Raw genomic sequence first — 18,394 nt, forward strand, 5'->3', positions numbered from 1 at the left:
GTCGAGCGCCTCGAGCACGCGCAGCGCATGCGCCAGCAACTGCTCGCCGGCGGCCGTGAGCCCCTGCACGCCGCGCCGGCCGGCCTTGCTGCGCTCGACCAGCCGCGTGCCGACGATGGCCTCCAGCTCCGACAGCGTCTTCGACACCGCCGGCTGGCTCAGCGCCAGCCGCTCGGCGGCCCGCGCGAGGTGGCGCTCCTGCGCCACGGCCACGAGGCAGCGCAGGTGCCGCAACTGCACGTTGCGCACGAAGTCCTGGCGAAGGTCGGCGGGGGTTTTCAAGGCGGGGCTTTCAATGCCTGCTGGTTATTGAGAACGGAGCAATCTTCAATTTACATCATCGAACGGCGATTCCAGAATCTGGGTTTCCGGATTCGTCCCACGACAGGAGACAACATTCATGTTGACCAAGACAAAGGGCCCGTCGCCCATCCTCACCCCGCGCGACTGGGAAGCCCACCCCAGCTACGTCTACCCCGGCTACAAGTCGACCGTGAAGCGCGGTCCGCAGAAGCCGCTGATTCCGCTGAAGGCCTCGCTCGGCGAGCTGCAGCAGCCGGTGTACGGCCACGACAGCATCGGCGAGTTCGACCACGACCTCACGCGCAACGCGCGCAAGAACGGCGAGCCGCTGGGCGAACGCATGATCCTCACCGGCCAGGTGCTCGACGAGCGCCGCCGCCCCGTGGCCAACACGCTGGTCGAGCTGTGGCAGGCCAACGCCTCGGGCCGCTACGTGCACAAGGTCGACCAGCACGACGCGCCGCTGGACCCCAACTTCCTGGGCGCGGGCCGCTGCCTGACCGACAGCGAAGGCCGCTACCGCTTCCTCACCATCAAGCCCGGCGCTACCCCTGGGGCAACCACCCGAACGCCTGGCGTCCGCAGCACATCCACCTGTCGCTGTTCGGCCAGAGCTTTGCGAGCCGCCTGGTCACGCAGATGTACTTCCCCGGCGACCCGCTGATGCAGTACGACCCGATGATCACCGGCACGCCCGAGCGCTACCGCAACCGGCTGATCGCCGACTTCAGCCTCGACATCACCGAAGAGGGCTACGCGCTGGGCTACCAGTTCGACATCGTGCTGCGCGGCGCCGACGAAACGCCGTTCGAGAACCGCTGAGCCAGGAGACACACGCCATGTCATTGATGACCGCACAGGAAGCCGACTTCGGCCAGACCCCCTCGCAGACCGTGGGCCCCTACTTCGCCTACGGCCTGACCGCCACGCAGTACGGCTACGACTTCGACCAGCCCTTCGACGCCGTGCTGGCGCTCGACAAGGCCGCCGGCCAGCGCATCCGCCTGGAAGGCCGCGTGATCGACGGCGACGGCAACCCGATCAACGACGCGCTGGTCGAGATCAGCCAGCCCGACGGCGAAGGCCGCTACCCGCAGACGCCCGACGAGGCGCGCGCCATCGGCTTTCGCGCCTTCGGCCGCGTGGGCACGGGCACCGGCGAGGGCAACCGCTTCGTATTCCACACCGTGAAGCCGGGCGCGCAGGCACCGGGCGAGGCACCGCACATCAACGTGATCGTGCTGATGCGCGGCCTGCTGCTGCATGCGTTCACGCGCGTGTACTTCAGCGACGAGGCCGAGGCCAACGCGAAAGACGCGGTGCTCGCCAGCGTGCCGGCCGAACGCCGCCACACGCTCATCGCCGAGCGCGTGGAGCACGGCGGCGCGGTGACCTACCGCTTCGACATCCGCATGCAGGGCGCCGACGAAACGGCCTTCTTCAACGTCTGAGATGTTGCGCGCCTTGCGCGCGCATTCATCAGCAACGCAAGGGAAAACCCCGCCCAACAAAAAGCCCGCGCGAAGCGGGCTTTCTTGTTTGCGGCAGCTTGTGCTGCGGAGCAAGCCTTGCGCGTTACTCCGCGCCGTGGTGAATGCGCGACTCCGGCACCGTCTTCAGCTCGCCGGGCAGCGAGCTGATGTAGGTGGCCAGCGTCTTGAGCTCGGCCGTGGTGAACTTCTTCTCTTCGACCTGCTGGCCCATGACCGCGTTCGAGCGGCCCAGGTGTGGGTTGTTCTTCACGCGGTATGACTTGAGCGCGACGAACAGGTAGTCGGCGTGCTGGCCGGCCAGCTTGGGCACGGTGCCGTCGTTGGGCGTGTTGAAGTTGGCGCCGTGGCACTTGGTGCAGCTGTTGTCGGCGTTGCGGGTGATGAGCGCCTCGACGTTGGCGGGCGTGGCCTTGGCCAGCGTGGCGGGCGGTGCGCCGCCGTCCTTCAGGCCGAGCTGGCTGTAGTAGGCGGCGAGGTCGGCAATGTCCTGCTCGGTGAGCGTGTCGGCAATGGCGCGCATGGTCGGGTGCTTGCGGTCGCCGCCCTTGTACGCGGTGAGCGCGGACGTGATGTACGTGGCGCTCTGGCCCGCGATCATGGGCACCTTGTGAATCTCCGGGAAGCTGGCCTGGTAGCCGATGATGCCGTGGCAACCCACGCACATGGCAACCTTCTTTGCGCCGTCCTGGGCCTTGCCAGTGACTTGCTGGGCTTCAGCCGAGACCGTCACGCAAGCGACAGCAAGGGCAAACATCGTGGTCAACAACTTGTTCATTTTGCGCGCACAATCTCGTGGAGAGTACAGTTTTTCGAATCAACATTCGATTATATGCAGGGGTCTCCAAGAACCCTGTGCAGGCCAACCCTAGGCTGCACAACGCGTGTCGAGTGTGTTCTTTTCTCCACCCCAGCCTCCTTCGTCTCACTCATGAAATTCCAGGGCTCAGACAATTACGTCGCCACGCAGGACCTGATGCTCGCGGTCAATGCGGCCATCACGCTCAAACGCCCGCTGCTCGTCAAGGGCGAGCCCGGCACCGGCAAGACCATGCTGGCCGAGGAAGTGGCCCAGTCGCTCGGCCTGCCGCTGCTGCAGTGGCACATCAAGTCGACCACCAAGGCCCAGCAGGGCCTGTATGAATACGACGCCGTGAGCCGCCTGCGCGACTCGCAACTCAAGGACGTCGACGGCGGCGAGCGCGTCAAGGACATCCAGAACTACATCGTCAAGGGCGTGCTGTGGCAGGCCTTCACGGCCGACGAGCCGGTGGCGCTCCTGATCGACGAGATCGACAAGGCCGACATCGAATTCCCGAACGACCTGCTGCGCGAAATCGACCGCATGGAGTTCTACTGCTACGAGACGCGCGAACTCATCCGCGCCAAGCACCGGCCGGTGGTGTTCATCACCTCCAACAACGAGAAGGAACTGCCCGACGCGTTCCTGCGCCGCTGCTTCTTCCACTACATCAAGTTCCCCGATGCCGAGACGATGAAGCACATCGTCGCCGTGCACTTCCCGGGCCTGAAGCAGGAGCTGCTCACGGCCGCCATGAAGACCTTCTACGACGTGCGCAACCTGCCCGGCCTGAAGAAGAAGCCCTCGACCTCCGAACTGCTCGACTGGCTCAAGCTGCTGGTGGCCGAAGACATTCCGCTCGAGGCGCTGCAGAGCAAGGACGACAAGGTGGCCGTGCCCCCGCTGGTGGGCGCGCTGCTCAAGAACGAACAAGACGTGACGCTCTTCGAGAAGCTCGTCTTCATGCAACGCAACAACCGCTGAACCCATGAGCGGACAACGTCACTCCACCCGGCAACTGATGAAGCTGGGCATTGCCCAGGCCGTGCTGTTCGTGGTGGGCGCCATGCTCGGCCGCGGGCTCGGGCTGCTGCTCGGGCTCGACGCCTTCGGCTCGGGCGAATACAGCAAGCGCGAGATCATCGGCATTGCGCTGGTGGGCCTGGGCGGCGGCGCCGGGGCGCAGGCGGCGCGCGTCTGGTACGTGCGCAAGTACGGCGACCCGCGCGGCTGAACAAGACAGAGTCGGAGAAAAGATGGCGTTCGTCGAACCAGTCACGCTGAAGGCCCGCGACTTGGCGCTGGTGCCGCTGTCGCTCGCGCATGAAGACGGCCTGCGCGCCGCGGCGGCCGACGGCGAGCTGTGGAAGCTGCGCGTCACCTCCGTGCCCGAGCCCCAGGACACGCGCGCCTACATCGAGACCGCGCTCAAGACCGCCGACCGCTTTGCCTTCGCGGTGACCGAGGCCGCCACCGGCACCGTGCTGGGCAGCACGAGCTTCCACGACATCCTGCCGGGCGTGAAGCGCGTGGAGATCGGCTACACGTGGTACGCCGCGCGCTGCCAGCGCACGCACGTCAACACCACCTGCAAGCTGCTGATGCTCACGCATGCGTTCGACACGCTGGGCTGCAACGTGGTGGGCTGGCGTACCGACAACTTCAACTTTGCGTCGCAGCGCGCCATCGAGCGGCTGGGCGCCAGAAAAGACGGCGTGATCCGCGGCCACGCGATGCGCCGCGACGGCACCATCCGCGACACCGTCATGTACAGCCTGCGCGCGGGCGAATGGCCCGAGGTGAAGGCGCAGCTGACGTACCTGCTGGACAAGCCGCGCGGCTGATCGAACACCCCGGAACACCCGGCCCCACAAGGAGCGCCCCATGCTCATCGACTTCTTCTACACCCTGCGCTCGGCCAAGCTGCCCGTGTCGGTCAAGGAATACCTCACGCTGCTCGAAGCCCTGCAGGCCGACGTGGTGGGGCCCAACTCCGACGGCGCCTACGGCATCGACGACTTCTACTACCTCTCGCGCACCGCATTGGTCAAGGACGAGAAGCACTACGACAAGTTCGACCGCGCCTTCGCCGCCTACTTCAAGGGCGTCGAAATGCTCACCGACTTCACCAAGGAAGTGCCGCTCGACTGGCTCAAGAAGACGCTGGAGCGCGAGTTCACGGCCGAGGAAAAAGCCAAGATCGAGAAGATGGGCTGGGACGAGCTCATGGAAACGCTCAAGAAGCGCTTCGAGGAGCAGAAGGAGCGCCACGAGGGCGGCAGCAAGTGGATCGGCACCGGCGGCACCTCGCCCTTCGGCAACGGCGGCTACAACCCGCAGGGCATTCGCATCGGCGGCGCGGGCAAGAACAAGAGCGCCGTGAAGGTGTGGGACCAGCGCGCCTACAAGGACTACGACGACACGCAGGAGCTGGGCACGCGCAACATCAAGGTCGCGCTGCGCCGGCTGCGCAAGTTCGCGCGCGAAGGCAACGTGGAAGAGCTGGACCTGGACGACACCATCCACTCGACCGCGGCCAACGCCGGCTACCTCGACATCAAGATGCGGCCCGAGCGCCACAACAACGTCAAGGTGCTGCTGCTGATGGACGTGGGCGGCACCATGGACGAGCACATCCAGCGCGTCGAAGAGCTGTTCTCGGCCGTGAAGACCGAGTTCAAGCACCTCGAATTCTTCTACTTCCACAACTGCGTGTACGACTTCATGTGGAAGAACAACAAGCGCCGCTTCTCCGAGAAGTTCGCGACCTGGGACATCCTGCGCAAGTACAACAAGGACTACAAGCTCATCTTCGTCGGCGACGCGACCATGAGCCCCTACGAGATCCTGCAGCCCGGCGGCAGCGTCGAGTACAACAACGAAGAGGCCGGCGCCGAGTGGATCCAGCGCCTCACGCACACCTTTCCCAAGTTCGCGTGGATCAACCCCGAGCCGCAGGGCGTGTGGCAGTACCGCCAGAGCATTGCGGTGATGCAGCAGCTCATGTCCAACCGCATGTACCCCCTGACCTTGCGGGGCCTTGAAGAGGCCATGCGCATGCTTTCCAAGTAATTTGCCGGCGTGGGCGGGTAGGACGAGGCCGCCTGTGGCCGGCCTCTTCAGTAACCGCCCGGCCTTGCTGTCAGAATCCGCCCATGGTCAGGGTGGTTTCAGTTTCCTTGCCGGCGTGGTGGCCGGCTTTGCTTTTTTCAGGCGTCCTGCTTCTGCAAGGCTGCAGCTTGCTGCCGAAGAAAGACGAGACCGAGGGCAAGCCCGTGGCCGGCCTCGTGCGCGGCAACAGCACCGCCGACACCGCCAAGGGTGACGACGACAAGAAGGAAAAAACCGACAAGCGCGACGCCTTCACCGTCGACGTGCGCGGCCCCGAGGCCGTGCGCGACTACCTCAAGCTGCACCTGGAAATCCAGCGCTACCGCGAGCTCGACGACCTGGGCGCCACCGAGATCTCCCGCCTCATGGTGGCCGCCGAGGCCAATGCCCGGGAGCTGCTCGGCACCCTCGCTACTTCACGCCCACGCTGACGCTCGAACTCAACGAAACGCCGAACAGCGACAAAGCCCCGCGCGAGATCGTCATCACCGTCGCGCCCGGCGAGCTCACCACGGTGAGCAACGTGCAGATCAGCTACGGCGGCGCCATTGCCGACGACGCCACCGCCGAAGCGCAGCGCGACTCCATCCGCACCGCCTGGGCCTTGCGCGCGGGCCAGCCCTTCACCCAGCAGGCCTGGGACGAGGCCAAGACCACCGCGCTGCGCAGCCTCACGGCCAAGCGCTTTCCCACGGGCAACATCGAGATCAGCCGCGCCGAGGTCGACGCCGACCGCCACGAGGCGCGCCTGAGCGTCACCTACCAGTCGGGGCCGGCCTACAAGTTCGGCCCGCTGGTGCTGAACGGCATAAAACGCTACGACCCCGACGGCGCGCGCCGCATCGCGCGCCTGCCCAGCGGCCAGGACTACGACCAGCAGAAGCTGCTCGACGCGCAACAGCGCCTGGCCAGCAGCGGCTACTACGACTCCGTGTTCCTCACGCTCGACACCGACAGCGGCAACCCGCTGGCCGCGCCCGTCATCGCGCAGCTGCGCGAGGCGCCGCTGCAGAAGGTGGTGCTGGGCGCCGGCTTCACCACCGACAACGGCCCGCGCCTGTCGGTCGACCACATCCACAACCAGGTGCCGCTGCTGGGCTGGCGCGCGGTGTCGCGGCTGTCGGTCGACAGCGACATCAAGTCGCTGGGCACCGAGCTCAACGCCATTCCCGACGACCACGCTGGCGCTGGTTCGCGGGCGCCGAGCTCAAGAGCGAGCAATCGGGCAGCTACGTGGTCGACAGCGGCCGGCTGCGCGGCGGGCGCAACAAGTCGAGCGACCACATCGACCGCAGCTACTTCCTGCAGTACGACTACGCGCAGAACCGCGGCATCAACGCGCCGCCCTCGGCCTCGGCCGTGACCGCCAACTGGGGCTGGACCGGGCGCTACTTCGACAACAACTCCGCGCCCTCGCGCGGCTTCGGCCTGGCGCTCGAAGTGGCCGCGGGCTACACGCTCACCGGCGAGCAGACGCCCTTCACCCGCACCTACGCGCGCTGGCTCGGCGTGGTGCCGCTGGGCGCGAGCGACGACAAGGAAACCAACGCGCGCCGCAGCCGCCTGCAACTGCGGGTGGAAGCCGGCGCCGTGTCGGCCAAGGACAGCGCGCAGATCCCGTCCACGCTGATGTTCCTGACCGGCGGCGACACCACCGTGCGCGGCTACAGCTACAAGCAGATCGGCACCGTGCGCGCCGACGGCCAGACTGTGGCCGGCCGCTACCTGGGCGTGCTGAGCGCCGAATGGCAGCGCCCCTTCGTCTACAACAACAAGCTCACCGACTGGGAGAGCGTGGTGTTCGTCGATGCCGGCGCCGTGGCCGACAAGCCCGCCGAGCTCAAGCCCAAGGTGGGCCTGGGTGTGGGCGCGCGCTGGCGCAGCCCGGTCGGGCCGGTGCAGGCCGACCTGGCCTACGGCGTGGACAGCAAGAGATTCCGCCTGCACTTTCGCCTCGGCTTCACCTTCTGATGGCCCGCTGATGCAGACCGACGCAGACACCACCACCCCGGCGAACACGCCAACGCCACCGCCTGCGGCCGTCAAGCGCTCACGCACGCGCCGCGCGCTGCGCGCATTCGCCTGGACCGTGCTCGGCCTGTTCGTGGCCGTGCTGCTGCTGGGCGCGGGCGCGTGGTGGTGGCTGGGCTCGAACAAGTCGCTGGCCTTTGCGCTCGCACAGGCCGCGCAGCGCCTGCCCGCCGGCCAGACGCTGGAAAGCCGCGACGTCACCGGCTCGCTGCGCACCGGCGGCCACATCGGCTGGCTCAAGTACCAGAGCGAGAGCATTGCGGTGGAGGTGAACGACGCCACCATCGGCTGGCAGCTCGCGCCGCTGTTCCAGCGCAAGGTGCAGCTTGGTGAAGTGCATGCCAGGCAGGTGCTGATAGAAAAGCGCGGCCCGCCGAGCGACAAGCCCACCGAGCCGCTGCAGCAGCTGGCGCTGCCGGTCGATGTCGACGTGCCCTTTCGCATCGACGAAGTGCGCTGGGCCGGCCCGCCCGCGCTGCAGGCGCTCAACCTGTCGGGCAGCTACAGCTACAAGGCCGCCGAGCACGCGCTCGAGGTCAAGGGCGTGGACATTGTCGACGGCCACTACAGCGCGCGCGTCAAGCTGCAGGGCCCCGCGCCCATGGCCATCGACGCCTCGCTCGACGGCCGCGTGAAAGCGCCGCTGGCCGAGGACCACGACATCGACGTGCTGGCCGAAGCCACCGTCAAAGGCACGCTCGCGGGCACCGAGGCGCGCCTGCAGGTGGCCGCCGAACTCAAGCCCGCCGAAGAAAACGCCGACGCCCCCATGGAGGCCAGGCTGCAGGCGCAGATCGCCCCGTGGCTGCCGCAGCCGGTGATCGACGCCAAGGCCGACCTGCGCAATGTCGATGCATCGAGCCTGTGGCCCGGCGCACCCGAAACGCGGCTCACCGGCACCGTCGAGCTCACGCCCGACGCCGACACCGGCCCGGCCGCATGGAAGGCCTCGGCCGACATCCGCAACAGCGTGGCCGGCCCGTGGGACCAGGAAAAGCTCCCGGTCGAACAGGTGCAGGCGCGCGTGGGCTTCGACGGTACCCACTGGACCATTCCCGAAGCCACCGTGCGCGCGGGCGGCGGGCGCATCGACGCGGCCGGCAAGTGGAGCCCCGCGCCCTCGCCCTGGCAGATCCAGGCCACCGTGCGCGGCGTGCGGCCCGGTGCGCTGTACACCGAACTGTCGGGCGCGCCCGTGAACGGCCAGCTCAAGGCCGAGCAGCGCGAAGACACCATCGCCTTCGACGCCGCATTGCGCGCCGAAGGCGGCGCCGGCAGCAAGGCGCTGCCGGGCTTTGCGCTGGACCGCGCGCTGGCCCAGGGCCAGTGGAAAAACCAGGTGCTCGACCTGCGCACGCTGCGCATCGAGGCCCAGCGCGCCAGCATCGACGGCAAGCTGCAGATTCGCGTGGCCGACCAGGCCGGCAGCGGCAAGCTCAACCTCGTGCTGCCGGGCGGCAGCGCGCAGGTCGAAGGCCGCATCGCGCCCACAACCGGCAGCGGCGACATCAAGGCCAGCATCGACGACGCCGACGCCATGCAGCGCTGGGTGCAAGGCCTGCCGGGCCTGTCGAAGGTGTTCGCGAGCGCCAGTGCCAAGGGCTCGGCCAAGCTCGACGCCAGCTGGCAAGGCGGCTGGCAGACCATCCAGCGCCGCCTGCAGAACGCAGGAGCGCCGGCACAGCGCGGCGTGGCCGAGCCCACGCTCAAGGCCATGCTCGGCGTGCCCCGCCTCGACCTGAACCTGCCCGCCGAGCAGCCCGGCGCGCCCGCCACCAGCGTGCAGCTGAACGGCCTGCGCGCCGAACTCGCGGGCAGCCTGGCGCAAGCCAGCCTCACGCTGCAGGGCGAAGCCACCACCGGCACCCAGAAGATCACCATCGACACCCGCGCCAGCGGCGGCCTGGCGGGCACCGACCAGTGGCGCGCCGCGCTCGCCAGCCTGCGCCTGCGGGCCCAGGACACCGCCCGCCCCGGCGACGCCCCCTGGGTGCTGGAGCTGAGCCGGGAGGTAACCGCCACCATCCGCAGCACCAGCGGCAACGCGGCCCGGCTGGACGTCGAAGCTTCCGCCGCCGCGGCCACCCTGCGCGGCCCCGTGCCCGGCACCGTGCGCATCGACTGGCAGCCGCTGCGCTTCAGCCAGAGCGGCGCGGCACCCAACCGCGTGTTCCGCGTGCAGTCGAAGGGCGAGCTCAAGGGCCTGCCCATGGCCTGGGCCGGCGCACTGGGCGCCAACACCACGCTGGGCGAATACGGCATCAGCGGCGACCTGATGTTCGACGGCGACTGGGACATCGACGCCGGCGACACGCTGCGCGCCAAGGCCCGCATCGCGCGCCAGAGCGGCGACATTCGCGTGCAGGCCGGCGAAGCCGCGCTGGTCACGCGCATCGTGAGCACCGGCACGGGCACCGCCAGCGAACGCACCATGAACTCCGCCACCGCGCCCAACGGCGTGGAAGCCCCCAGCACCCCCGCCGGCCTGCGCCAGGCCGAACTGCGGCTCGACGCGCAGGGCGATGCCGTGCGCGCCACCCTGGCGTGGGACAGCGAGCGCGCCGGCAAGATCAACGCCGACATCGACACCCGCGTGCAGCAGCGCGCCGGCGGCTGGCAGTGGGCGCCCGACGCGCCGCTGGGCGGCACCATCAAGGCCAGCCTGCCCAACCTGGGCGTGTGGTCGATGCTCGCGCCGCCGGGTTGGCGCATTGCCGGCACGCTGGACGCCAGCGCCACCCTGTCGGGCAACCGCGCCGTGCCGCGCTGGAACGGCACCCTGGGCGCCGACAAGCTCGCGCTGCGCGCGCCCGTCGAAGGGCTCGACCTGCGCGACGGGCGGCTGCGCGCCACCCTGAGCGGCGACAGCGTGCAGATCACCGAATTCACCCTCAAGGGCGGCGCCGGCAGCTCCGCGCGCATTGCCGGCCAGAGCGGCAACCGCAGCACCGCGGCCAGCGAGGCACGGTCCGACGGCGGCACCCTCTCGGCCAGAGGCGACCTCCGCTGGGGCCCCGCCAGCGGCACCGCATCAGGTATTCGCATGGCCATGCAGGGCCAGCTGCGCGCGCTGCGCGTGCTGGTGCGCACCGACCGGCAGGTCACGCTGTCGGGCGACCTGCAGGCCAAGCTCGACGACGGCCAGTTCAGCGTGCGTGGCAAGCTCAAGACCGACCGCGCCGTCATCATCCTGCCCGACGAAACCGCGCCCAGCCTGGGCAGCGACGTCGTCGTGCGTTCCGCCGCCAAGGACCGTGAGGCGGCCGAGGCGGCGCAGCGCGAATCGGCCCGCGCCGATGCGCAGGCGGCGGCCGCGCAGGCCTCGCCGTCGAAGCCGCAGACCGCCAAGCCGCCGGACATCGTCGTCAACTTCGACCTGGGCGACGACTTTGCCGTGCAGGGCCGCGGCATCACCACGCGGCTGGAAGGCGACCTGGAGATTCGCAGCACCCGGCTCAATGCCCCGCCGCGCATCACCGGCGAGGTGAAGACCGTGAAGGGCCAGTACCGCGCCTACGGCCAGCAGCTCGACGTGGAAACCGGCGTGGCGCGCTTCAACGGGCCGTTCGACAACCCGGCGCTGGACATCCTGGCCATTCGCCCGAACCTGTCGCAGCGCGCGGGCGTGCAGATCACCGGCACCGCGCAGTCGCCGCGCGTGAAGCTGTATTCGGAGCCCGCGCTGTCGGACGCCGAAACGCTGTCATGGGTCATCCTGGGCCGCGCCTCGGCCACGAGCGGCGGCGAATCGGCGCTGCTGCAGCAGGCCGCGCTGTCGCTGCTCGGCAAGATCGGCGGCAGCGGCACCGGCGGCAGCCTGGCCAGCCGCTTCGGGCTGGACGAGCTGGGCTTCAAGGGCCCGGGCAGCGGCGGCGACCTGCGCGAGTCGGCGGTGACGCTGGGCAAGCGGCTGTCGAAGGACTTCTACATCACGTACGAACGCAGCATCGGTGGCACCTTTGGCACGCTGTTCATCTTCTACGACCTGACGACGAAGCTGACGCTGCGGGGGCAGGCGGGGCAGACGAGCGGGTTGGACTTGATCTATACGGTGAAGTACGACTGAGCCATACAAGCTGGTAAAGTGCGGGCCGCTATCCGTCTTCGTAGTTCAATGGATAGAACGGGGTCCTCCTAAGACTCAGATACAGGTTCGATTCCTGTCGAAGGCACCAGAAACCTGTTGATTTTCAGCAGGTTTTTTTCTTCCCGAACAAGTTCGAGGGCCGAGGGAGAGCATGGAAACGGCCTCATCCCATCCTCTGCGCAAACAGGCTCGATAACTCAGTCTCTTAGGGACTTGTCGAGCAGCCGTCTCACTATGAAGTGAATGCTGCTGGCGCCAACAATGGTCAGCCCTTTGTGGCCTGCACCGCGCAAGCGCACTTGCTCAAGCAAACCGAGAACTACTGGGCATTTCCATTTCCCATGGCGCCCCGTTCCTCTCTAAAGTGAATGCCCTCATCCCCCAACGCCCCGCTACGTGGGCAAGGAGCGCATCACCCCTCGATCCCCTGAACGCATGAACCGCCCGCCTCGCAGCGAGGTCATCGGCGCACAGCCGCATCGATGCAAATGCGAGGTATCAAAAGGCGACGGCCAGGGTGTTAGAGCACCCCAGCCGTCTAACCAAGTGAAGTGCCCAACCTCGAAAAGGAAGCACCCCAAATGGCTACCGAGACTATAGCCCGCGCCTGCGCGCCCTCCCCTCACGGCGAGGCCGTCCCCGACCCCGCAACGCTCCTGGAAGAAAAGAGCACACAGCTCTACTCGCTGCTTTGCTATTGCCACGGCAACGGCCCTCCGCAGCAGGAAGACGCGGGCCCCGTCCATCGAGGCAACGTGTTCTGGCTGACCTCCGTGCTGGCAAGAGACGTGATGGACCTGATTCAGGTCTGCATGCCGCGAGAGCGCTGAGCGAGCAAGGGCAGAGCGCTCACCGGCGCACATAGCTCTTCGCGCCGCTATCGCTCAGGCAGTACTGCGCACCGCACCACCCCCGCCGCCCTGCGGCCCCGTGCAGACCTTCTTCGATCCGCTGATCGAACCGTCATTGCAGACGAACAACTCGCCCGAGCAATGCGACACGCTGCCCTTGCTTCCCGAGCATGGGTAGTTCGCGGCCGCGGCGTTGAAAATCAACGCCAAGATACCGAGCACAAGTAACAACGCGGCGCGAAGCAACAGACAGGCTCTCATGATGATTTCCCCATGGCGCGGCGGACGCCACTCAGAGTGCAGAACCTGGGTCGAACATGTCCTCCCGCAAGACGAAACTAGCGCCCGTTGAAGCGTTCCGTTTCCAGCACCAGCGCCGTGGCCTGCTCGGCCGCGCTCGCCGCCAGGCAATCCGCGTTCAGCGCGGCGGCGACCTTTTCCGGCGTCAGCTGCAGTTCGGCGATGTCGCGCTCGCCGACGCAATAGCCTTCGAGGCGAACGTAGATGCGGTTGAAGTCGCCCCCCATCGCCCGCGCCACGTCGCGCAGGGCGTCGGCCAGGGTCACGAAGCCGCTGCTGCTGTACGAACTGGGCGGAATCACGCCCTTGGAGCGGGGGGCGCGAACGGAGTAAGCGTACGAGGCGCCCTCCTTGCGGAGTTCCACCACGGGCTGGAGGCGGCGCGGAGCTTCCTTCGTTCTTTGCATGGCCGCAGTGTAGTGCGGCGCGTGCGCTCACTGCGCGGAGTGCAGCCTCCCGGCAACAAGGTCGGTCAGCAGGGCCAGCACGATCGCGCCACAGCCCAGGGCAAAGAGCAGCGCGTAGTCGCCGCCCGAATGCCCGAGCAGCCAAGACATGCCGTAGGCCGCGCTGGCCTGCAGCACCGCGAAGCCGGTGGTCGCCCGGCTCCAGGCGGCCTTCTGCATCGACGGGTGATGGGCCAGCAGCTCCTGCACGCGGCCCAGCACCAGCGGCACGATGCCCGGCGTGAACGCGCCGACGATCACGCTCGAGACGATGAGCCCACCGTGTCCGATGACCCCTGCGGCGGGCAGCACCAGCGCAACGGCCTGCACGGCGAACGCGATGCGCAGCGCGGGGCCGAAGCCGGCGCGGTCTGCCAGGTGGCCGCTGAGCACCGGCCCGACGATGGCGCCCAGGCCGAACACCACCCAGTACTGCGCCCCGGCCGCCAAGCCCTGCCCGAGCCCGCGCGCGACGAAGTCGACAAGAAAGATCATGTGCGGCACCAGACCCACCGCATTCAGCGCATACGAAATGGTCAGCGCCCACAGTGCCCCGGTTGCAACGCGCGGCCGCACGGCAGCGGCATGCGTGGTGCTCGCGACATGCACCGGCGCGGCCGCCGGCCAGCCGCGCCATGCCACGGCCGTGAGCAGCAGCGCGAGCAGGGCCAGCCCGATCCATGTCGCCGCCAACCCCTGGTGCAGCAGCAGCGGCACGAGCGTGCCTGAAGCCGCAATGCCCAGGCCGACGCCCGCGAACACCAGCCCGCTCGCCAAGCCGCGCTGCTTGGGGGGCACGTGCGCGAGCACGGTGGGCGCGGCCAGCACCATCAGCGCACCACCCGCAATGCCCGAGACGATGCGCCAGCCGAAGAACCAGGCAAAGTCGATCGGCCATGCGCAGGCGAGCAGCGACACGGCGGTTGCCAGCATCATCGCGCGCAGCACGCCGCGCACCGGCCAGCGCGCCGACATCGGCCCGCCGAGCAACGCGCCCGCCAGGTAGCCCATGAGGTTGGCCGCGCCGAGGTACGTGGCGGCGGAGGCGCTGAACCAGTGCGCGTCGATGATGGCCGGCAGCAGCGGCGTGTAGGCAAAGCGCGCCAGCCCCAGGCCGACCAGCGTGGCGCAGAAGCCCGCGAGGATGGCCCGCCACATCGGCGTGGCGGGAGCAGCGGAAGAAGAAGCAGCTGCCGCGTTGGCAACTGCGGCGGTGCGAGAGGTCGCGGACATCCAGGAAAGCCTCCGGCGAATCGAGGTTTCCATCCTATGAATTGCCGGTGCGCGAGTGAATCCCTATGCTCGGGCATTCAGTATTTCGCAGCAAGGAAGAATCGTGGACCGCATCGATGCCATGAAGGTCTTCGTCGCCGCGCTGGACGAGGGCAGCCTTGCCGGCGCGGGGCGCAAGCTGGGCAGGTCGCCCGCCGCGGTGAGCCGCGCCATCGCGTTCCTCGAAACGCATGTGGGCGCCGAGCTGCTGCACCGCACGACGCGCTCCATTCGCCTGAGCGAAGCGGGCGAGCGCTATGCGGTGGCGTGCCGCCGCATCCTCACCGACCTCGAAGAAGCCGACATTGCCGCCGCCGGCGAACGCTCCGCGCCGCGCGGGCGGCTCACCGTCACGGCGGCCGTGGCCGTCGGCGAGAGCCTGCTGAGGCCCATCCTCGACGAGTTCATGAACGCGCACCCCACGGTGTCGGTACGCCTGCACCTGCTCGACCGGCCGGCCAACCTGATCGACGAGGGCATCGACGTCGCGCTGCGCATCGCGCACCTGGCCGACTCCACTCTGGTGGCGCTGCCCGTGGGCGAGGTGCGCCGGGTGACCACCGCGTCGCCGCGCTACCTGGCCAAGCACCCGCGCATCACGCAGCCGGGCGACCTTGCGGAGCACCAGGTGGTGGCCATGACGCACTTCGGCATCGACTCGTGGAGCTTTCCGCCGCAGGCCGGCTCGGCGATGCCGCGCACGGTGCAGTTCGCGCCGCGCTTCATCGTCAACAGCCTGCGCGCGGCGGTGGCGTCGGCGGTCGAGGGGCGCGGCGTGCTGCGCTCGTTCTCCTACCACGTGGCCGACGAGGTGGCGCAAGGGCGCCTGCGCATCATCCTCGCGGAAGACGAGGTGCCGCCGCTGCCGGTGCACCTGGTGGTGCCGCACGGGCGGCTGTCGGTGCCCAAGGTGCGGGCCTTCGTCGACTTTGCGCTGCCCAAGCTGCGCGCGGGTTTCGACGAATGGTGCAAGGCGTGCACGCCCAAGGCCGAGGCGCCGACGCAGCGCAAAGCCAGGCCGAAGCGGGGCTGATTCTTGCGATTCAGGGAAGAGTGTTCGCCGAACATCGGCTATTCACTCTTCAGGCGGTCGAATCCACACTTCCCCTCACGACGGCGCCGCATACCGCGGCGCCTCTGAACCGGAAGGAAATTCATCATGACCGTGAAGAGCAACACCGGCGGCAAGACCGCCATCGTCACCGGCGCCAGCAGCGGCATCGGTTTTGCCATTGCCCGCCGCCTGCTGGGCGAAGGCTGGAACGTGGTCGGCAATGCGCGCACCGACGCGCGGCTGGTCGAGGCCGCCAACCGCTTCGGCGCGGGAGACCGGTTCACCGGCGTCGCGGGCGACGTGGCCGACCCGCGCACCGCGCAGGCGCTGGTCGACCAGGCCGTGGCGCGCTTCGGCACCGTGGACGCGCTGGTCAACAACGCGGGCATCTTCCTGCCCAAGCCCTTCATCGACTTCACGCCCGAAGAGATCGAGCAGCAGATCGCGACCAACGTGAAGGGCACGATCTTCGCGTCGCAGGCCGCGTCGCGCCACATGATCGGGCGGGGCGCGGGTGCCATCGTGAACATCACGGCATCGATCGCGCTGCAGCCGCGCAGCAATGTGCCGGCGTTCATGGCGGTGCTGCTCAAGGGCGGGCTCAATGCGGCAACGCGCGCGCTGGCGCTCGAACTCGCGCCGCACGGCGTGCGCGTGAACGCCGTGGCGCCGGGGATCATCGACAGCGAGATGCACTCGCCCGAGTCGCACGGCTTCTTGAAGACGCTGCAGCCGACCGGCCGCCTCGGCACTGTCGACGAGATTGCCGACGCGGTGCTCTACCTCGTGGGCGCGGGCTTCACCAGCGGCGTGGTGCTGCCGGTCGACGGCGCGGCAAGCGCGGGCAACTTCAGCTGAGCGCCGACTGGCACAGACTGGCACAGGAACGAAGGAGAACACCATGCCTTATGTCAACGTTCGCATCACGCGCGACGGGGTCACGCGCGAGCAGAAAGCCACCGTGATCGCGGAGATCACCGACACGCTGCAGCGCGTGCTCGGCAAGAAGCCCGAGCTCACGCATGTGGTGATCGACGAGATCAACACCGACGACTGGGGGTTCGCGGGAGAGACGACGACGGTGATTCGCGCGCGGGAAGCCGCGCGCTGAAGCGGCGGCGCAACCGCCTCAGGCGGCGCGGCGGGGCGCGGCCCAGTCGGCCAGGATGCGCACCGCCTCCTCGTCCATCTTCTGCTCCGCCGGCAGGCGCCGCAGCTCGAGCGGCGCGCCCGCCTCGGCGCGCAGCGCATCCACGTCGATCGGATGCCGCGCCTGCACCGTCACGCCCTTGAACGCCTCGCCCGACTGCGCAAGCGATGCCGCGTAGTACAGCCTGGCGATGCCCGCGATGTGCATTGCCGCCGCGCACATGGCGCAGGGCTCGCACGAGGTGTAGAGCTCGCAGCCCGACAGGTCGACGGTGCCCAGCCTGCGGCATGCATCGCGAATGGCCTCCACCTCGCCGTGCGAGGTCGGGTCGGAGTGCGCGACCGAATGGTTGAAGCCTTCGCCGACGATCGCGCCGTCTTTCACGACGACGGCGCCGAAGGGCTCGGTGCCGGGTTCCGTCAACGCCAGCGCCGACAGGGCCAGCGCCCGTTGCATGAATTCGTGGTGGTACATGGGGTGTTCAGACCTTTCCTGTTCTTGCGCCGTCGAGCGCGGGGAGTGCGCCGGGCCGCTGCGCCGCCCGGGCGTCGAACAGCCCGGACATGGCCGCCGCGTAGCGACGCGGATCGAAGCGCAGCATGAGCGGCAGCAGCACCGCGACGACGGCGGCCAGATACGCCCACGCCATCGTGAAGCCCCCGGTGTGCTCGCGCACCCAGCCGGTGACGAAAGGCGCGAGCGCCGCGATCATGAAGCCCACGCCCTGCATGAAGCCCGCGAGCGCGCCGGCCTGCGCCGGGTCGGGCAGATGGTCGAGCGCCAGCACCATGCACAGCGCGAACGCGCCGCCCAGGCCGAAGCCCAGCACGACCGCGACGGCCACGGCCGGCACGGGCAGCTCGAACAGCAACGCGCAAAAGCCCGCGAGCTGCGCCACCAGCGTCAGCACCAGCCAGGGCCGCAGGTCGCGGCCACGGCTGCGCGCCAACGCGGGCATGGCGAGCGCGGCAACCACCTGCGCGGCGGTCATCAGCGCGAGCACCGATCCGCCCTCTTGCGCGGTCCATCCGCGTTGCGCGTAGAAATGCGGCAGCCACGCGACAAGGCTGGTGTAGCCGCCGTTGATGAGGCCGAAGCACACGGCCAGCAGCCATGCACGCCGGTTGCCGAAGCAGCGCAGCCACGACAGGTCCTGGCGCGGGGCGGCCACTGCGGCGGGTTTTTCTTGCCGCTGCCGCATCGACAGCCACGACAGCAACGCGACGGTCGCGAGCACGGCCCACATCGCCAGGCCCGCGTGCCAGTCGACATGCGCGTCGCCGCCCAGCGTGCGCGCCACCCACGGGCTGGCCATGGCGCCGAGCCCGCCGCCGCCCATGATGGCGGCCGAATACAACCCCGTCATCACGCCGATGCGCGCCGGGTAGTTCTGCTTGACCACGCCCGGCATCAGCGCCTGTACCAGCCCGACACCGCGCCCGCGAGCGCGGCGCTGCACAGCAACGCGCCCGCGCCGCCCGCCACATAGCGGCTGGC

Annotated in this window: 17 protein-coding genes, 1 tRNA gene and 2 pseudogenes; 13 read left to right on the forward strand and 7 right to left on the reverse strand. The window is 68.7% G+C overall.

Annotated elements, in window-relative coordinates:
* A partial coding sequence (locus BMG07_RS33745; RefSeq protein ID WP_198088155.1) for a LysR family transcriptional regulator occupies positions 1-282 on the reverse strand: 282 nt, incomplete at its 3' end.
* 118 nt (positions 283-400) lie between these two features.
* Between BMG07_RS33745 and pcaH the strand changes: the two are divergent.
* Both pcaH and pcaG read left to right on the forward strand, forming a co-directional pair.
* Positions 401-1,125, forward strand: a pseudogene (pcaH, locus tag BMG07_RS33750) (protocatechuate 3,4-dioxygenase subunit beta).
* A gap of 17 nt (positions 1,126-1,142) precedes the next feature.
* Positions 1,143-1,754: a protocatechuate 3,4-dioxygenase subunit alpha gene (gene pcaG / locus BMG07_RS33755; RefSeq protein ID WP_198088156.1), complete on the forward strand. Its 612-nt coding sequence runs from the start codon at positions 1,143-1,145 to the stop codon at positions 1,752-1,754.
* Positions 1,755-1,878: 124 nt separating this feature from the next.
* On the opposite strand, the gene BMG07_RS33760 is transcribed toward pcaG, so the two are convergent.
* Positions 1,879-2,571 (reverse strand): cytochrome c, encoded by a 693-nt coding sequence (locus BMG07_RS33760; protein WP_198088157.1) that lies wholly within the window; start codon positions 2,569-2,571, stop codon positions 1,879-1,881.
* Between the two features lie 153 nt (positions 2,572-2,724).
* Here BMG07_RS33760 and BMG07_RS33765 point away from each other — a divergent pair, with 153 nt between their 5' ends.
* From BMG07_RS33765 to BMG07_RS33800, 8 genes and pseudogenes are all read left to right on the forward strand, one after another.
* Positions 2,725-3,579 carry a MoxR family ATPase gene (locus BMG07_RS33765; RefSeq protein ID WP_093130390.1) on the forward strand — a complete coding sequence of 285 codons (855 nt, stop codon included), beginning with the start codon at positions 2,725-2,727 and terminating at the stop codon, positions 3,577-3,579.
* Positions 3,580-3,583: 4 nt separating this feature from the next.
* Complete coding sequence (locus BMG07_RS33770) at positions 3,584-3,829, forward strand: hypothetical protein (protein WP_198088158.1); 246 nt, start codon at positions 3,584-3,586, stop codon at positions 3,827-3,829.
* Positions 3,830-3,851: 22 nt separating this feature from the next.
* Positions 3,852-4,439 (forward strand): GNAT family N-acetyltransferase, encoded by a 588-nt coding sequence (locus tag BMG07_RS33775; protein ID WP_198088159.1) that lies wholly within the window; start codon positions 3,852-3,854, stop codon positions 4,437-4,439.
* A gap of 40 nt (positions 4,440-4,479) precedes the next feature.
* The gene (locus tag BMG07_RS33780; RefSeq protein ID WP_198088160.1) at positions 4,480-5,667 is read left to right on the forward strand and encodes a VWA domain-containing protein; all 1,188 of its coding nucleotides are present in this window, start codon (positions 4,480-4,482) and stop codon (positions 5,665-5,667) included.
* 83 nt (positions 5,668-5,750) lie between these two features.
* Positions 5,751-7,677 (forward strand): annotated as a pseudogene (locus tag BMG07_RS33785) (autotransporter assembly complex family protein).
* Between the two features lie 10 nt (positions 7,678-7,687).
* Positions 7,688-11,803 carry a translocation/assembly module TamB domain-containing protein gene (locus tag BMG07_RS33790; RefSeq protein ID WP_198088161.1) on the forward strand — a complete coding sequence of 1,372 codons (4,116 nt, stop codon included), beginning with the start codon at positions 7,688-7,690 and terminating at the stop codon, positions 11,801-11,803.
* A gap of 34 nt (positions 11,804-11,837) precedes the next feature.
* Positions 11,838-11,912 (forward strand) — tRNA-Arg (locus BMG07_RS33795).
* A gap of 493 nt (positions 11,913-12,405) precedes the next feature.
* Positions 12,406-12,654 (forward strand): hypothetical protein, encoded by a 249-nt coding sequence (locus BMG07_RS33800; RefSeq protein ID WP_198088162.1) that lies wholly within the window; start codon positions 12,406-12,408, stop codon positions 12,652-12,654.
* A 54-nt stretch (positions 12,655-12,708) separates the two neighbouring features.
* Here BMG07_RS33800 and BMG07_RS33805 read toward each other — a convergent pair whose 3' ends face one another.
* The 3 genes from BMG07_RS33805 to BMG07_RS33815 form a co-directional block, all read right to left on the reverse strand.
* A complete protein-coding gene (locus BMG07_RS33805) occupies positions 12,709-12,936 on the reverse strand; it encodes a hypothetical protein (protein ID WP_269759656.1) in 228 nt (75 codons plus the stop codon).
* 77 nt (positions 12,937-13,013) lie between these two features.
* Positions 13,014-13,382: a hypothetical protein gene (locus BMG07_RS33810; protein WP_198088163.1), complete on the reverse strand. Its 369-nt coding sequence runs from the start codon at positions 13,380-13,382 to the stop codon at positions 13,014-13,016.
* A gap of 27 nt (positions 13,383-13,409) precedes the next feature.
* Positions 13,410-14,654 (reverse strand): YbfB/YjiJ family MFS transporter, encoded by a 1,245-nt coding sequence (locus BMG07_RS33815; RefSeq protein ID WP_198088164.1) that lies wholly within the window; start codon positions 14,652-14,654, stop codon positions 13,410-13,412.
* Between the two features lie 103 nt (positions 14,655-14,757).
* On the opposite strand from BMG07_RS33815, the gene BMG07_RS33820 reads away from it, so the two are divergent.
* From BMG07_RS33820 to BMG07_RS33830, 3 genes are all read left to right on the forward strand, one after another.
* Complete coding sequence (locus BMG07_RS33820; protein ID WP_198088165.1) at positions 14,758-15,726, forward strand: LysR family transcriptional regulator; 969 nt, start codon at positions 14,758-14,760, stop codon at positions 15,724-15,726.
* A gap of 126 nt (positions 15,727-15,852) precedes the next feature.
* On the forward strand, positions 15,853-16,605 hold the full coding sequence (locus BMG07_RS33825; RefSeq protein ID WP_198088166.1) for an SDR family NAD(P)-dependent oxidoreductase: 753 nt from the start codon (positions 15,853-15,855) through the stop codon (positions 16,603-16,605).
* Between the two features lie 43 nt (positions 16,606-16,648).
* The gene (locus BMG07_RS33830) at positions 16,649-16,858 is read left to right on the forward strand and encodes a 2-hydroxymuconate tautomerase family protein (RefSeq protein WP_198088167.1); all 210 of its coding nucleotides are present in this window, start codon (positions 16,649-16,651) and stop codon (positions 16,856-16,858) included.
* A gap of 18 nt (positions 16,859-16,876) precedes the next feature.
* Here BMG07_RS33830 and BMG07_RS33835 read toward each other — a convergent pair whose 3' ends face one another.
* Together BMG07_RS33835 and BMG07_RS33840 are read right to left on the reverse strand one after the other, a co-directional pair.
* Complete coding sequence (locus BMG07_RS33835) at positions 16,877-17,371, reverse strand: nucleoside deaminase (protein WP_198088168.1); 495 nt, start codon at positions 17,369-17,371, stop codon at positions 16,877-16,879.
* 7 nt (positions 17,372-17,378) lie between these two features.
* Positions 17,379-18,394: MFS transporter (locus BMG07_RS33840; RefSeq protein ID WP_269759657.1), on the reverse strand; the 1,016-nt coding region annotated here is incomplete at its 5' end.

It is taken from the genome of Variovorax sp. E3, assembly GCF_016082275.1.
In the GTDB taxonomy this organism is placed as follows: Bacteria; Pseudomonadota; Gammaproteobacteria; order Burkholderiales; family Burkholderiaceae_C; genus Variovorax.

What these genes read in the sequence shown, in the direction of transcription:
- pcaG (WP_198088156.1), top strand. Translation starts at nt 1,143, where the DNA reads ATGTCATTGATGACCGCACAGGAAGCCGACTTCGGCCAGACCCCCTCG.
- BMG07_RS33760 (WP_198088157.1), bottom strand. Translation starts at nt 2,571, where the DNA reads ATGAACAAGTTGTTGACCACGATGTTTGCCCTTGCTGTCGCTTGCGTG.
- BMG07_RS33765 (WP_093130390.1), top strand. Translation starts at nt 2,725, where the DNA reads ATGAAATTCCAGGGCTCAGACAATTACGTCGCCACGCAGGACCTGATG.
- BMG07_RS33770 (WP_198088158.1), top strand. Translation starts at nt 3,584, where the DNA reads ATGAGCGGACAACGTCACTCCACCCGGCAACTGATGAAGCTGGGCATT.
- BMG07_RS33775 (WP_198088159.1), top strand. Translation starts at nt 3,852, where the DNA reads ATGGCGTTCGTCGAACCAGTCACGCTGAAGGCCCGCGACTTGGCGCTG.
- BMG07_RS33780 (WP_198088160.1), top strand. Translation starts at nt 4,480, where the DNA reads ATGCTCATCGACTTCTTCTACACCCTGCGCTCGGCCAAGCTGCCCGTG.
- BMG07_RS33790 (WP_198088161.1), top strand. Translation starts at nt 7,688, where the DNA reads ATGCAGACCGACGCAGACACCACCACCCCGGCGAACACGCCAACGCCA.
- BMG07_RS33800 (WP_198088162.1), top strand. Translation starts at nt 12,406, where the DNA reads ATGGCTACCGAGACTATAGCCCGCGCCTGCGCGCCCTCCCCTCACGGC.
- BMG07_RS33805 (WP_269759656.1), bottom strand. Translation starts at nt 12,936, where the DNA reads ATGAGAGCCTGTCTGTTGCTTCGCGCCGCGTTGTTACTTGTGCTCGGT.
- BMG07_RS33810 (WP_198088163.1), bottom strand. Translation starts at nt 13,382, where the DNA reads ATGCAAAGAACGAAGGAAGCTCCGCGCCGCCTCCAGCCCGTGGTGGAA.
- BMG07_RS33815 (WP_198088164.1), bottom strand. Translation starts at nt 14,654, where the DNA reads ATGTCCGCGACCTCTCGCACCGCCGCAGTTGCCAACGCGGCAGCTGCT.
- BMG07_RS33825 (WP_198088166.1), top strand. Translation starts at nt 15,853, where the DNA reads ATGACCGTGAAGAGCAACACCGGCGGCAAGACCGCCATCGTCACCGGC.
- BMG07_RS33830 (WP_198088167.1), top strand. Translation starts at nt 16,649, where the DNA reads ATGCCTTATGTCAACGTTCGCATCACGCGCGACGGGGTCACGCGCGAG.
- BMG07_RS33835 (WP_198088168.1), bottom strand. Translation starts at nt 17,371, where the DNA reads ATGTACCACCACGAATTCATGCAACGGGCGCTGGCCCTGTCGGCGCTG.